This is a genomic window from Myroides sp. LoEW2-1 (assembly GCF_009767705.1).
GTDB lineage: Bacteria > Bacteroidota > Bacteroidia > Flavobacteriales > Flavobacteriaceae > Flavobacterium > Flavobacterium album_A.
Window position 1 is genome coordinate 1 of record NZ_WSPP01000122.1, and the last position, 15313, is coordinate 15313.

Below are 15313 nucleotides of genomic sequence, written 5' to 3' on the forward strand. Positions count from 1 at the left end.
TTCTTACTGACTCTTCCCATAATTATAAAGTTATCATTTTTTGAAAACACTATCTTATTTATAGTATCTTAATTGTCCACTTTTTGCTGACGATTTACAGTAATTATTTGAAATATGGAAGTCCTCAAGGTTCAGAAAATCTAAGGGAGGCATTGTCTAATTATCTCTCTACCACTCGAGGCTTAAATGCCTCTATCAATGATTTACTAATCACAAAGGGTAGTCAAATGGGGATCTATTTATCCGCTCAATTACTTTTAGATCCAGGAGATACTATTGCCGTAGGTATGTCTAACTATCCTACAGCAGATCAGATTTTTAAACAAGCAGGTGCTAACCTTTTAAGGATACCTATAGATCACAATGGGATGGATGTAGACTATCTCGAAAACAAATTAAAAAAACAAAAAATAAAAGCTATCTATATCATTCCACATCATCATAGCCCTACTACAGTTACACTAAGTATGGAACGCAGATTAAAGTTTTTAAAATTGGCCAAAGAACATCAATTTGCAATTATAGAAGATGATTATGACTTTGATTTCCACTATGCTAATAAACCTTATTTACCTTTAGCAAGTATAGATCACAATCAAAATGTAATATATCTTGGGTCAATTACTAAGACCTTTGCCCCTGCTCTAAGAATTGGTTTTATGACTGGCCCAGCTAACTTTATATATGCAGCCACCGCCTTAAGAGAACTAATCGATAGACAAGGCGATACAACCTTAGAGGAGGCATTTGCCTCCCTTTTTAAGCAAGGAGAAATGAATAGATACAACAGAAAAGCACTTAAGACCTATAAGGAAAGACGCGATACATTCTGTTCTTTATTAGATACTAATTTCGCTAATCAAATTACCTTTAAAGTTCCCGAAGGTGGATTAGCTATTTGGGCTATTTTTAATCCAGAGATAGATCTAATACAACTATCTCACAATGCATTAAAACAAGGTTTATATCTAGACAATGGCTTGTTTTACAAGAATGAGGTATTTTCAACTAATGGCATTCGTATGGGATTTGCATCATTAGACGAAAAAGAAATGATAGAGGCTTGTGCTATTCTAAAAAAAGTAATGTATTAAAATTCACTGGGCTACCTATTATTAATAATCTGGCATGTTGAGCTTATTTGACTCTGTTTTAATTTTACCAAAAATATTAAAATATGGAAAATACATTTGAAATTAAAGCTATTGAAACAGCATCAGAGATTCAAAAATGTTTAGCTGTTGCTTTAATCTTAAGACCACATTTAAACAAAGATACTTGGCTTATTACAATTAATGAAATGCTTAAAAATGAAAAATATGCATTAAAAGGTATCTACGACAAAGAAAATATTGTTGCTTTTATTGGTTATAGAAAAATGACCACGTTACATAGTGGATATATTATTTATATCGATGATTTATGTACTGTAGAAAGCTATAGAGGAAAAGGATTTGGAGGTAAACTATTAGCCCACATAAGATCTATAGCTGAATCCGAGTCTATGGATGCTGTAGTATTAGATACTGGTTTTGACAATCACACTGCACAGAAATTATACTTTAAAAATCACTTCGAACTATCTGCAGTTCACTTACATACTTATTTAAAATAATCTATTCTATAGTTTTATTTGTAACTTATATCCTTCTAATACTTAAAAAAATTGACAAATGAAAAAACGTATTGACTTATCAAATGTAGTATCAAGTGGTTATAAAAGAATTATTGCACTTGACAGTTTTGTTCAGAATTCAGATTTAGACAAAACTCATCTTGAATTAATAAAGATTAGAGCATCTCAAATTAATGGTTGCGCGTATTGCCTTAATTTACATACACGTGACGCTATGAATCAAGGAGAAACTGCTCAACGAATTTTCTTACTAAATGCTTGGAGAGAAACGGAACTATTCACAGAAGAAGAACGTACTATTTTAGCTATGACAGAGGAAATTACTCTAATTAGTGAGCGTGGTTTAACAGAAGAGACTTATGAAATGGCTACAAAGTTATTCAACGAAGAATACATAGGGTTCATTATTATGGCTATCATTACTATTAATGCATGGAACAGAGTCGCTGTTAGTACACATAAACCAATAGATTAATCAAGATGATAAGAAAGATTAGCTTATTTAAACTCAATAAACATACAAGTATCAATAAAATCGAATTAGACATAAAACAGCAAAAGTAAATTAACTTAGAGAGCTACTTTTTATTTAGGTGAGTCGATATTACAGAATGCGATCCGAAAGCAATAGATTATGTTTTTAACGAATTAGATATAAAAGAGATTTTCTCTCTTGTAAAAATAAAGAACCTTGCTTCAATTAGAATATTAGAAAAATATAAGATTTATTTGATAATGTTGGATATTAAGATTATTGAAAAAAGGTTTAATCCTCATTTTGTTTACATTTAGGTAACCTTTGAATATCTAATTATCATTAGTTTTACCCCCTGTTCCTATTACACAATAATGTTGAACACATCAATTGCAATAAAAACTAAAAATAGGAAGCAAAATGTCAGAAAAAGTAAGCCTAAAAGAAATAGCCAAAGTCTTTACAAAACTGGGAATTATTGGTTTTGGAGGTCCTGCAGCGCATATTGCGATGATGAGAGAGGAAGTAGTTGTACAAAGAAAATGGATGGATGAACAACATTTCTTAGATCTACTGGGAGCCACCAATTTAATCCCTGGTCCTAACAGTACAGAAATGGCTATTCATATTGGCTATGACAAAGGGGGATGGAAAGGCCTTATAATTGCAGGGCTGTGTTTTATTCTTCCTGCTATTTTGCTAACAGGTGCGCTCGCCTACTTTTATAAATTATATGGACAATTACCCCATGTACAACCTTTTATATACGGAATTAAACCAGCAATTATAGTCATTATGCTTGGAGCCGTTTTTCCACTAGCTAAAAAATCGATTACCTCCTCCTTTTTAGCCTTTTTAGGACTAATCGTCTTGGTAGCTTCTTTACTGGGGGGTAGCGAAATCTTTTTATTGTTTGGGGCTGGATTTTTAGCCTATGCCCTGTTTTATATCAATACGAGAAAGCAAAATACCTTACAAAGCTTGATTGCATTGCCACTCTTACTTAGCATACAAAGTACGTTTTTCACTACAACCAATCGACAGTTATTTTGGATTTTTCTAAAAATAGGTGCTATACTTTATGGTAGTGGTTATGTGCTATTTGCCTTTTTAGATACAGAACTAGTACAAACAGGATTACTAACAAGGGAACAACTAATGGATGCAATTGCTGTAGGGCAATTCACACCAGGACCTGTTTTCTCTTCCGTTACTTTTATTGGTTTTCAAATTAATGGTTTATCTGGAGCAATTCTTTCAACTGTTGCAATTTTTTTACCATCCTTTATTCTAGTAGCCTTACTAAACCCATTGATGAAAAAACTTCGCAACTCAAAAGGATTATCTGTCTTTTTAGATGCGGTGAATGTTGCCTCTGTCGCCTTGATTGTCGCTGTTTGTATAACGATGACACGAGATGTGTTGCTCAACTGGCAAACCCTTGTTATTACCCTACTTAGTGGTATACTCGTTTTTAAATTTAAAAAAGTAAATAGTGCTTTTATTGTTTTAGTAGGAGCTTTGTTGGGGTATATACTCTACTAATCAAAATAATAAATAACTTTATTAAAAATCTTATAATCATAAACTTACATAATTAAATAGCTTAATGTATATCTATTTCATCAAATACTGTTGATTAAAGTAGTTTCTCTTAAGCTATTGATGATGATTTCTACTAAAAAAAATTATTCAGTTACTTGTTTGTAAAATATTTGTTTAAATCCATTAGACACTGCCGCGATGCTATGCAGAAATATCTTGAGAATTTTCATACTATCAAATAAAAATTAAAAAAGTCTTCAGAATACAATAAAAAAGCAATAACTTTGTAACTTATGAAAAAAACAGTAAAAATATCTTCTCAAATTACTCCGCCTTGATCTTAGGCTAATAGTTTTTTTTATCCAATTATTTCCTTTGGCACTTTTGTCATGGACTTATCTTATATATACTTATAAAAGTACATATATCATATCTATTATTGCTTGTAATTAAAATTACAAAGCGTCATACTTATTTAATTTTTTTTCTATGAAGCAACTAATCAATTTATTTGATTTTAGTCAACCAATCAATTACAAAAATGAGATATTGGCTGGTTTAGCGGTATCTATGACTATGATACCTGAATCCTTATCTTTTGCTATACTAGCAGGTCTATCACCATTGACAGGTTTATATGCTGCTTTTTTAATGGGACTTGTAACAGCAATATTAGGAGGAAGGCCTGGTATGGTCTCAGGAGGAGCTGGAGCAACTGTTGTAGTACTTATTGCTCTTGCAGCTAGTTATGGAACAGAATACCTCTTTGCTGCTGTTGTATTAGCAGGACTTTTACAACTACTTGTGGGAGTATTAAAACTCGGTAAATACATTCGGTTAATTCCTTCCTCTGTAATGTATGGATTTTTAAATGGATTAGCAATTATCATTTTTATGTCACAAATTGTTCAATTTAAAATTACTACAAATGGAGTTGAAAATTGGTTAGAAGGTTCAGCCTTATATCTTATGATTGGATTAACTTTACTTACAATTACAATAGTAATTTTACTTCCTAAAGTAACAAAAGTAATACCATCTTCTCTTGCAGCTATTATTGTTGTTTTTGCACTTGTTTACTTTTTTAATATTGATACTAAAAAAGTAATTGATATTGCCTCTGTAGGAGGCTCCTTACCTACTTTCCATATTCCAAATATTCCCTTTACCTTTGAAACTTTAAAAATCATATTCCCTTACTCTATTGTTATGGCAGGAGTTGGGCTTATTGAGAGTTTACTTACACTTAATATGGTTGATGAAATTACGAATACAAGAGGACATTCAAATAGAGAAGCAACTGCCCAAGGTATTGCTAATATTACGAATGGATTTTTTGGTGGTATGGGAGGTTGTGCTATGGTTGCACAATCCCTAGTAAATATAGGTGCTGGGGGAAGAACAAGACTCTCTGCTCTTGTAGGAGCATGTTCTATACTATTAATAATTTTAGTTGCAGGTCCTGTAATTGAGCAAATACCTATGGCTGCATTAGTTGGAGTAATGATGATGGTAGCCATTGGAACTTTTGAATGGGCTAGTTTTAAAATAATAAATAAAATGCCTCGCCACGATATCTTTGTTATTATCCTAGTAGCGAGTATAACAGTTATATTGCATAATTTAGCATTAGCTGTATTAATAGGAGTTATTGTTTCTGCTCTTGTTTTTGCGTGGGAAAGCGCTAAACGAATAAGAGCTAGAAAATATATCGATAAAAATGGAATAAAACATTATGAAATATATGGACCTTTATTTTTTGGTTCAACTACAATATTTCTTGAAAAATTTGATATAGAGAATGATCCTGATCAGATTATTATTGATTTCAAGGAAAGTCGAATTACAGATATGTCTGCAATAGAAACAATTAATAAACTTACTGAAAAATATGCTAAAGCTAATAAACAAGTTCATTTAAAACATTTAAGTTTATCCTGTAGAAGATTAATCAAAAATGCACAAGGAGTTGTTGATATAAGTATCCTCGATACCGACTATAAGCAATACAATTCCTAATATTTTACTAGAGCATACTATATCTCATGTATAAAAAACAAATACAAGCCAAATAGTTAAATTTAAAAGAATATAACTAAACTTTCCTTATTGAGTTTTATTTTCTGTTACACAAGGCTATAAATCCCAAAAGATTTTGGAAACTAAATTTACTTTAACGTATAGTTTTAATTATAATCTGAGACCAACAAAAGCATCACACTTAAATTAGTATATCATTCTAATTCAGTGTGATGTTTTTAAAAAGTACTTCTTTATTCAACCTTTTCCATCCAAGGTATTACAACAAAATTACCTTTAGAAAGTTCATTGACTTTATTAATCCATTGTACTTCCGTTTTTGCTTTATCTTTTAAAAAAGTACTTGTTGTATCTGTGAGATATAAACTTGAGTTTATTACCCACCATTTATTGTGTATACCTGCTCTTGCAAGATCTTCTTGTAAGCGTTGTGCTTCAAATACAGGTGTTGTTTCTGGTAACGTAACAATAACTACTTCTGTTTCTTGTTCATTTCTTAAACGTGGTAATAAATTCTGAACAGCCTCGCTAATATCTCCTTGTGTACGCTCTACTTCTTTGTGATAACTTTGAGTTGAATCTAATAACAATAAAGTATGACCTGTTGGTGCTGTATCGATAACAATTACTTCATGATCTGCTATAGCTACAATCTCAGCAAAAGCGTTAAAAACAGCTATTTCCTGTGTACAAGGAGAGCGTAAATCTTCCTCAATATAACTTAAATCACTGTTTCCCATAGTTAGTCTTGCCTTAGCTAAAACTTTCTCCTTATAGGCTTCTAACACCTTCTTCTCATCAATATGACTAACAGTAAGCCCTTCTACCTTTGTATTTACATACTCTAAGTGATTGGCTGGATCTGTTGTACTTAGGTGAACCTTAACTCCTTTTTTAACCAGTCCTCTAGCGATTCGAGCAGCTATTGTTGTTTTCCCTACACCTCCTTTACCCATCGTGAAAACCACTTTTTTCTTAGATATAAAAAGGTCTTCTATCAATACATCAATATCTTGTAACTCGTTTTTGTCTAAGCTATTTTCAGTCAAAATTGCACTTGTATTAGAAATAAGCATATTTCTAATATTATCAATTCCAGTCATATTATACGATCTTAATGGAACATAATAGGTTGGAATATCAAGAAGCTTTTTAGTTCTATTTTCTAAAGCATTTTGCTGGCGTTTATACAACTTACTTGAAATAGAATCATTCTGATCAAAATTCTCTAGCACTCCATTGATAATTAAACGCTGAGATTGTATATCTAAATCAAGTAACTCCTTATATGAACGCTCAACTTCTTTTAATGGTGTTTCATCTGGACGACTTACCAAAAATAAAATTGTATTATTTTTATCACTCAATGTTTTCACTGCCTGCTCATATACTACTTTACGATCACCTAATCCCGACAATTGCCCAAGACAAGAAACACCTGTTGTATTTTCATCAATAAAGGTATTCCATGCTGCTGGTAGTTGTAACATTCTAAGTGTATGTCCAGTTGGTGCTGTATCAAACACAATATGGTCATATAAATCGTGTTTCTCTTTATTTGTAATTACATCTGCAAATTCATTGAAAGCAGCAATCTCCACTGTACATGATCCTGATAGTTGCTCTTCCATATTAAATAAAACAGCCTCTGGTAACTTTCCTCGATAAGGTCCTATTATGGATTCTTTATATTCTAAAGCTGCTTGCTCTGGGTTTAAATTCAAAATAGAAAGAGTGGGAATATCTTTTAACTTAGTCACTTTATTGCTCAAAGGTATATCAAATACATCCTGCAAATTTGATGCAGGGTCTGTACTAATAAGTAATATATTTTTCCCACTGTCTGCCAAGTTTAAGGAAGTAGCACATGCTATTGATGTTTTTCCTACTCCTCCTTTACCTGTAAAGAAAATATATTTTGTAAATCCTTCATTAGAGGGATTATATAGTTTAAAATTACTCATAACTACTATTTTTTTATTCAATACAATTCCTGTTCGACATACAATTAGGTATGCCGAACTAAACTGAAATTGAAAATTGGGTTAGATTATTTTGTAACAATCAAATCAGATTCTGACACTTCAAGCCATTCTGAAATTTGCTTATTACTTGGATATGATTTGGTAAGAACAATTACTCCATTTAAGGTAGTAATAGGAAAATTATCGATAGACTCTTTTTGGATAAAGTCATTAACTACTTTAGTATCTACATAAACTTGAGGATTGTCACGTAAATTAAACCGCTCAATTAAAATGCCTTTTTTCTTTAAGCTTTCTATTACAACAGCAATACGCATTAATTCAGGATCAATATTAACCCCACAAAGCCCTGTTGGACAACATAAAGCTGGATCGTAAATCTTTACTTCATTTTTCATATCTGATGTTTTTTAATTAATTCTTTTACTTCTTCTTTTGATGGAACATACCCCTTAACAGTAACTTCTCCATTAATTACCAAAGCAGGTAAAGACATAATGTTATATTTTACAATCTCTATGATATCATCCTGCTTTGTAACTTTGATATCAGAACCTACTTCTTTTACTACAGATTCTACGGTTTCTAAAGTTACCTTACACTTGGCACAACCTGTACCTAAAACTATTATTTCCATATCTATTTTTTTATAAATTCACATATATATAATAAACACCTACAACAATAAAAACAGCAGATATAATACGTCTGAACCATATTTCAAAACTCTTCATCTTATTGTAAAAATGCCCTACATTAGATATACTGTAAGCAAGTAAAAAAGCTATGATGATTACAGGTAACCCCGTTGCTAAAGCAAAAACTGGTGCTAATAATAATCCTGAAGCACTCGCCATAATTAAAGGAATCATCACTCCAAAAAACAATACTCCACTGTAAGGACAAAACGCTAAAGCAAATAAAACACCAAGTAAAAAAGCATTGAAGTAATTCTTCTTAAAGTTCTTTTGATTTACCTTCTGACTTAGTGATCCTACTCCTGGTATATTTAATTTAATAATATCAAGCATTAAAATACCGATAAGGATTAATCCAATCCCCAAATAAACACCACTTACATTTTGCAATAGTTTTGCTACTTGAAACTTACTTGCTCCAAAATAGAAAATAACACCTAATACAGTATAAGTAAATGCACGACCTAAGGTGTAAAACAGTCCATTAAATAATACTTTACGCTTAACTGTAATATCTTTACTTAAATAAGCTGTGGCTGTGATATTAGTCGCCAAAGGACAAGGACTAATAGCTGTCATCAGTCCCAACAAAAACGCAGTTACTATTGGAATATCAGAACTGTCTACTAATTGTTGTAGTAATTCCATCTAACATTAAAGTTTTTTATTAACTTGTTCAACTATAAGCTCTTCTAATACCTTTGGTGTTGTTAGCGCTGTTGCAAAAGCATCTTCTGTTAGATTAATTGAATCATCGCCTTTGGCTATAATAAGTGCATTCCAAGTCACTTCATACTTCTCTATTAAATCACTATACTGCTTTTCACTTGTATCGACTTCAATAAACTTCACTAACTCATTACTAGCAAAAGCCCCTTCTACAGTTTTCTTAGTTAAATCTCCAACTGCTAAACAAGTTTTACAACGTTGCTTTCCATGGAAATAATAAACATAGACCATTGTATTATCCGATTTTTCCTGTAAGAGTTGCTCTTGATCTAATACTTCCAAGCTCGACTCAACTAAGGCATCTTGTTCTTGTGTTTTTTTATTGTTTGAACATGAACTAGTAACTAAAGCCAATACACAAATAAGGCTTAAAAAGGTTGTTTTCATAAATAGTAATTTTGATGTTATTTAAATTTTTATTTTTACTAATTCTTAATGTTCGTAATTCGTAAAACTACGAACATTAAAGGTAAATTTTTTTATGAGCACTCAGAAGGCTTTTTAATATCCTCAAAAAATTCGTTTAATAGTTGCTTAGCAATTTGCCAATTCTCTTTATTAATACAATACTTTACTGTAGGTAAATTAATCGTTCCTTGAATCAAGCCAGCCTCTCTTAATTCTTTTAAATGTTGAGACAATGTACTTTTTGCTACAGGTAATACCTCTGACATATCTCCATGAAAACAACATTCCTGAGAAGCAAGCATCTCTAAAATAGCTACTCGTATAGGATGAGATAAAGCCTTCGTTATTCTTGCTATCTCTACTTGTTTTTCTGTTAAGTCTCTTTTCAACATACCCTTATCCTTTTTCAAATTAATCTGTTCGTAAATATACGAACAATTTATCTAAAGTTGTTCTTACAACTTTAAAAAATCTACAACTTCTTCCACTGTACTCCTAGCAGACCTACCAACTCCAATCAATGTTGCAGAAGCAAAACCAGTCCAATCACCATACCCTACAAGCCACAAACCATTAATTCCTTCAACTTTGCTGTTACCATTGGTATTCACTCTGCCATCTGGTTGAAGTATCCCCAAAGGTTCTAAATGTTTTAATGCAGGTTTAAATCCTGTGCACCAAATAACAACATCAAAATTTTCTTCTTCTCCACTTTTCCAGACAACACTAGTTTCTGTAAAACGTTCAATCTCTCCTTTGCTATTTAAAACACCTCTAGCTCTAGCATCCACAACAGGGGGAACCATAACAATACTTCTTACATTATATTTTGCTTGTACCTGATCATTGCCCGCCTTTTGCTCATTATATTTTTGCGTTGCCACATCGAAAAGAACTCTACCATCAACATCGTCAGGCAAAAAAGCTGGTACTCCTATTGTTGACCAAGTAACAGCCGTATACTTTGAAACTTCTGCTAATATTTGAGCTCCAGAATTACCTCCACCAATCACCAATACTTTTTTTCCTATAAAATCTAAAGCATTTTTATAATAGGCAGAATGTAATTGTTCATTTCTAAACTGATTTAAACCTTTAAAGACAGGAACAAAAGGACTCGCCCATGTTCCTGTAGCAGATATTACTGCTTTTGCTTTAAAATCGCCAATCGAAGTTTTTAAAGTAAATCCTCCCTCCTGTTTTAAAACTGCTATAACCTGAACAGATCTTTTTACAGGGAGTTCATATTTAGACTGATAATCATCCATGTAGGAAATAACCTCGTCTCGAACAGGGTAATAGTTTTCTGATTTAGGAAACATAAAGCCTGGTAAAGAGCTAAACTCAGCAGGAGAAAACAAAGACAAGGAATCCCATCCGTGAATCCAAGCTCCTCCTGGTTGAGCTTGCTGGTCTAAAATCAAATACTTTATTTGTGTTCTTCTTAAATAAAACCCACAAGCCAAAGCACTTTGACCACCACCAATAAGGATTAAATCATACTCATTTTGATCAACTTTATTATCATTTACAAAACTTTCCATAAAGGCTATATTTTACTTTGAATAATACTTCTTTTTCATCCATAAACTTACTCGTACAAGTAGAATCAGTACAGGAACTTCAACTAAAGGTCCGATAACTCCTACAAAAGCTTGAGGAGAATGTATCCCAAATACAGCAATTGCAACAGCAATCGCTAATTCAAAATTATTACCTGAGGCAGTAAAAGAAATAGCAGCATTTTTATCATAATCCACATTCATTGACTTGTTTAAAAAGAAACTAACAAAGAACATCAATACAAAATAGATAACAAGTGGAATAGCAACCTTAACTACCTGCATAGGTAACTGAACAATTTGTTCTCCTTTTAAGCTAAACATAAGCACAATGGTAAACAGTAAAGCATATAAAGTAAAGGGTGATATAAAAGGGATAAACTTACGCGTAAACCAATCTTCTCCTTTTAGTTTAATTAGGTACTTATGACTTAAAAAACCTGCCAAAAATGGAATTCCTAAATAAATAAGCACACTTTGTACAACATCGCTCATCTTAATTGAAATAGCATAATCGGCAAACCCAAAATAAGAAGGTAATACATTGATAAAAAGCCAAACAAAGAAGCTATAAAACAGTACTTGAAAAACACTATTTAATGCAATCAGTAAGGCAGCATATTCTCTATTTCCCTTTGCTAAATCATTCCATACAATCACCATAGCGATACATCTTGCTAAACCAATAAGAATCAAACCAACCATATAATCTGGTTCATCACGCATGAAAATAATGGCTAAAACAAACATTAAAACAGGTCCTACAATCCAATTTAAGAAAAGAGATAAGCTCAGTACTTTCTTATCCTTAAAAGCCATGGGCAATAGATTATAATCCACCTTAGCAAGTGGAGGATACATCATGATGATTAGCCCTATAGCCAATGGAATATTGGTCGTTCCAATAGACAGTTTATCCATCACATTAGAAACACTTGGAAATACATTACCTATCAAAACACCAATTCCCATAGCCAAGAAAATCCAAAGAGTCAGGTATCGATCTAAAAATTTCATTCTAACTTGCATGACTTATTTTTTAATTTGTGATACGATGTAAAACATTTCATTTGCAATTTCAAGGCTTCGATTAAAATATCCTGCTTGCTGGTTTTCTGTTCCATCAAATGCCTTAGGATCCTCGAATGTAATAGGGATTCTTCGCTCAGCACCTGCTATAAAAGGACAACCTCCATCAGCCTGTGAACAAGTCATTACCGCTGCAAAATCGCTATTTGGATTAAAAGCAGCATCGTACTTCTTAGAAAAACCAATAATAGGAACTTCATTATCACCGTACTTTATAGCATAAATAGGATTCTCTGCTTCTGCAATTTTAAATACATCAAGTCCTTGTTCTTTCAGAACTGTAGCAACCATTGGATACATAGCTGTTTGCTCGGTTCCTCCTGAATAACAAGTAACATTTGCAATGCCATAGTAACTAGCCGCTACTTGCATCCAAATCTGAGTCAAATGACTTCTTCTTGAATTATGTGTACAGATAAAATTGATTCGAATTGGAGATTTTGAATCAACCTTAGATTGAATATAAGCCACCAAAGGAGCCAAAACTTCTTTTCTACTATCACTTATCATTTGTGATTCAAGTATAGTGCTAATTGTAGTTGATAATGTTTTATACATCTTTTACTTTTTTAAGATTAACAACATCCAGAGTTAGGATCGCAACAACTAGTTGGAGCTACCTGATTACTTGGTGTAATCCCACAAGCATCTTCAGCTAAACAAGCAGTCAATGTGTTTTTTAATAGAAAGTGAGTTCCATTAAATTCTAAGAAATACTTTCCTATTGTTTCTTTCCCTTGAACTTCTACTTCAATCTCTGCATCAACAATACCTAATTTTGTTTCTGACAATCGAATAATATTAAGTAATTTACCTGCTTTTAAACGATGCTCATAATCATCTGCATTCCACAATTGAAAGCTTACCTTTACCTCTTCTCTAATTGTTCCCCCACAGTCAATAAACTTTTTTGTTACTTGACCTACTTCTGTTACATGGAAATGCTCTGCGACAAACGTTCCATCTTCAAATTGAAAATCTACTCGGTCTAAATTTTCTAAAACGGCTTTTACTTCTGATAATTTCATATTTTATTTGTTTTAAATTTATTTCATAATCGCAATATTACGATGATATGGATTAAAAAATATTAACAGCAATCGTTTGATGCTATTTTTTGAGCGAAGAACAATTCAAACTCCTTGAAAAATTCATTCCATACTACATCGTCAATACAATAACAAACGGATTTACCCTCAATTGTCCCTTTGATAAGTCCACTATTCTTAAGCTCTTTTAAGTGCTGTGAAATAGTCGCTTGAGCCAATCCAAGTTCTTCTACCAAATCATTGCAAATACAAGCATCTTGATTGATAATATACTGAAGAATAGCAAGTCTTGCTGGATGCCCTAAAACCTTAAACATAAGCGATAATCTATTCTTTTTATCACTAAATAATTCTGATTTTGTTACTCCCATTGTTTTATACTTAAAAATACATCGCAATATTACGATGTATTTTTAAACTGTGCAAGTTTAATTAATATTGATAGCAAATACGATAATATATTATTCTGTAATGTGATTAGACTTCATAAACTTTGAAAAGAAAATACTCACTTCATACAATAAAACTAATGGTATAACCAAAATAACTTGACTCAATACATCTGGAGGTGTAATAATTGCTGATGCAACTAAAATCAAAACATAAGCATATCTGCGATAACCTTTGAGTGTATCTGTTGATAAAATTCCCATCTTGTATAATACTAGAATGACAACTGGCAAAACAAACACAATACCTGATGCTAGTATGGTGGTTCTAACAAGAGAAATATATGAGGTAAGATCGATTTGATTGGCAACAATACTACTAATCTCTATATTCATAAAAAAATGAATAGATAAAGGAACTATAATAAAATATCCAAACAAGACACCTATAAAAAATAAAAGACTTGTGATTGTTACAAATACAACACTGTATCTTGTCTTACTATTATATAATTTAGGTTGTACAAATTTCCAAACTTGATACAAAATCCAAGGAAATGAAGCTATTAGTCCAAAGGTAAAACTAGTCCAAATCATAATCATTAACTGACCATCCATTTTTCGATTTTGAATATCAAAATCAATCCCTTCCATATACAATGATGAACTCAAATTAAAAAAATCTATCAAAGAACGATGCCAAATATAAATAGGAAAATTAGGATTTTTAGGAGCAAATAATATTTGCTCAAAAATAAAATTAGTATATAAAAACTCTATGCTACTACATAAAACAATCCCAATAAAACACTTGATTAAAAAACTTCTTAAAAGTCCAACAAAATTTAAAAATGTCTTTTTCTTAATACCTCTATCCATATCTTATTATAAAATGCTAAACTACTGCTATTTTAATTATTTAATATCCAAATTAGGGCTTGTTTTTTAGTTGCTCTAAATATAGTTGTATGTCCTTCATTTGGCTCATCTACATAGTGCCACACTAAATTTTTATTTTCATTTTCTGCTAAAATAGTAGCTAACTTATTTGTATAGGGAGAAATATCAGCAGCATTCGATCCTGCAAACCAAAGCTTTCTTTTTACCGAACTATTTTGATCTAAACTAGCTTTTGCGGTTCTAACTAAATAATGATTATTCCACCATAATGAAGGGTCAAAGGCGATATAGTTTGCAAACATGGCGGGTTCAACAAAAAAGGTTTCCATCACAAACAAACCTGAAGCAGATTCTCCTAATATCGTTTTTTCTTCTTTGGTTCTATATCTTTTATCGATTTCCTTAAATAACTCTTCTTTAATAAAGGCTCTAAACTGATTAGAACCTCCTACCTCGGGTGCAATTTCTTTATCTTTTGCAACAGTTGCAAATCCTGTCAAATCTCTTCTTCTTTGTGTATTTTCAATTCCAACTAAGATTACAGCAGGAATTTTTTGCTCATTTATAAGCTCTTCTATGGTAGATGCGATATGAGGAAAATCCTCTCCTATTCCTCCATCAGCCATATAGATTACGGGCAAAGAATCCTGAGTACTCTCATAATTTTTTGGTGTCCATACATTAATAGTTCTTTCTTCTTTTAATTGATTTGATTCTAGTTTAAAAGTATCATGTTTAGGCACTACATCCTGAATTGTACTCTTATAACCACAACTTGCTAATAAAATGGTATAGCATAAACTTAACA

The 15313-nt window shown here is 31.9% G+C and carries 18 protein-coding genes; 5 read left to right on the plus strand and 13 right to left on the minus strand.

From position 1 onward, the window contains the following. Window positions 1-107 precede the first annotated feature (107 nt). The 5 genes from GOQ24_RS08250 to GOQ24_RS08270 all read left to right on the plus strand — a co-directional run bounded on the left by GOQ24_RS08250 (window position 108) and on the right by GOQ24_RS08270 (window position 5675). On the plus strand, window positions 108-1094 hold the full coding sequence (locus tag GOQ24_RS08250) for a PLP-dependent aminotransferase family protein (RefSeq protein WP_160339454.1): 987 nt from the start codon (window positions 108-110) through the stop codon (window positions 1092-1094). Window positions 1095-1177: 83 nt separating this feature from the next. After that, window positions 1178-1615 carry a GNAT family N-acetyltransferase gene (locus tag GOQ24_RS08255; RefSeq protein ID WP_016649728.1) on the plus strand — a complete coding sequence of 146 codons (438 nt, stop codon included), beginning with the start codon at window positions 1178-1180 and terminating at the stop codon, window positions 1613-1615. Window positions 1616-1673: 58 nt separating this feature from the next. Then, complete coding sequence (locus GOQ24_RS08260) at window positions 1674-2111, plus strand: carboxymuconolactone decarboxylase family protein (protein WP_016649729.1); 438 nt, start codon at window positions 1674-1676, stop codon at window positions 2109-2111. Window positions 2112-2531: 420 nt separating this feature from the next. After that, window positions 2532-3656, plus strand: a complete 1125-nt coding sequence (chrA, locus tag GOQ24_RS08265; protein WP_006266576.1) for a chromate efflux transporter — start codon at window positions 2532-2534, stop codon at window positions 3654-3656. Window positions 3657-4145: 489 nt separating this feature from the next. Then, complete coding sequence (locus GOQ24_RS08270; protein ID WP_006266575.1) at window positions 4146-5675, plus strand: SulP family inorganic anion transporter; 1530 nt, start codon at window positions 4146-4148, stop codon at window positions 5673-5675. A 254-nt stretch (window positions 5676-5929) separates the two neighbouring features. On the opposite strand, the gene arsA is transcribed toward GOQ24_RS08270, so the two are convergent. The 13 genes from arsA to GOQ24_RS08335 all read right to left on the minus strand — a co-directional run. Beyond that, a complete protein-coding gene (gene arsA, locus GOQ24_RS08275) occupies window positions 5930-7660 on the minus strand; it encodes an arsenical pump-driving ATPase (RefSeq protein ID WP_160339455.1) in 1731 nt (576 codons plus the stop codon). A gap of 86 nt (window positions 7661-7746) precedes the next feature. After that, a complete protein-coding gene (gene arsD, locus GOQ24_RS08280; protein ID WP_006266573.1) occupies window positions 7747-8079 on the minus strand; it encodes an arsenite efflux transporter metallochaperone ArsD in 333 nt (110 codons plus the stop codon). Beyond that, window positions 8076-8318 (minus strand): thioredoxin family protein, encoded by a 243-nt coding sequence (locus tag GOQ24_RS08285; protein ID WP_006266572.1) that lies wholly within the window; start codon window positions 8316-8318, stop codon window positions 8076-8078. Before GOQ24_RS08285 ends, arsD begins: the two co-directional genes overlap by 4 nt. A gap of 10 nt (window positions 8319-8328) precedes the next feature. Further along, entirely contained in the window at window positions 8329-9027 is a 699-nt protein-coding gene (locus GOQ24_RS08290) for an aromatic aminobenezylarsenical efflux permease ArsG family transporter (protein WP_006266571.1), read from the minus strand. Window positions 9028-9033: 6 nt separating this feature from the next. Next, a complete protein-coding gene (locus GOQ24_RS08295) occupies window positions 9034-9495 on the minus strand; it encodes a nitrophenyl compound nitroreductase subunit ArsF family protein (RefSeq protein ID WP_121966738.1) in 462 nt (153 codons plus the stop codon). 92 nt (window positions 9496-9587) lie between these two features. Further along, entirely contained in the window at window positions 9588-9908 is a 321-nt protein-coding gene (locus tag GOQ24_RS08300; RefSeq protein ID WP_058699355.1) for an ArsR/SmtB family transcription factor, read from the minus strand. A gap of 63 nt (window positions 9909-9971) precedes the next feature. Then, window positions 9972-11060, minus strand: coding sequence for an ArsO family NAD(P)H-dependent flavin-containing monooxygenase (locus GOQ24_RS08305; protein WP_121966737.1), 1089 nt, complete (start codon window positions 11058-11060; stop codon window positions 9972-9974). A 12-nt stretch (window positions 11061-11072) separates the two neighbouring features. Continuing rightward, window positions 11073-12107, minus strand: coding sequence for an ACR3 family arsenite efflux transporter (gene arsB, locus GOQ24_RS08310; RefSeq protein WP_160339456.1), 1035 nt, complete (start codon window positions 12105-12107; stop codon window positions 11073-11075). A 3-nt stretch (window positions 12108-12110) separates the two neighbouring features. Next, window positions 12111-12725 carry a low molecular weight phosphatase family protein gene (locus GOQ24_RS08315; protein ID WP_160339457.1) on the minus strand — a complete coding sequence of 205 codons (615 nt, stop codon included), beginning with the start codon at window positions 12723-12725 and terminating at the stop codon, window positions 12111-12113. A gap of 17 nt (window positions 12726-12742) precedes the next feature. Next, window positions 12743-13195 (minus strand): DUF6428 family protein, encoded by a 453-nt coding sequence (locus GOQ24_RS08320; RefSeq protein ID WP_160339458.1) that lies wholly within the window; start codon window positions 13193-13195, stop codon window positions 12743-12745. A gap of 62 nt (window positions 13196-13257) precedes the next feature. Further along, on the minus strand, window positions 13258-13587 hold the full coding sequence (locus GOQ24_RS08325) for an ArsR/SmtB family transcription factor (protein WP_160339459.1): 330 nt from the start codon (window positions 13585-13587) through the stop codon (window positions 13258-13260). A gap of 90 nt (window positions 13588-13677) precedes the next feature. Further along, window positions 13678-14484, minus strand: coding sequence for a twin-arginine translocase subunit TatC (gene tatC, locus GOQ24_RS08330; RefSeq protein WP_160339460.1), 807 nt, complete (start codon window positions 14482-14484; stop codon window positions 13678-13680). Window positions 14485-14516: 32 nt separating this feature from the next. Further along, on the minus strand, window positions 14517-15313 hold a 797-nt coding region (locus GOQ24_RS08335; RefSeq protein ID WP_166520729.1), incomplete at its 5' end, for an alpha/beta hydrolase.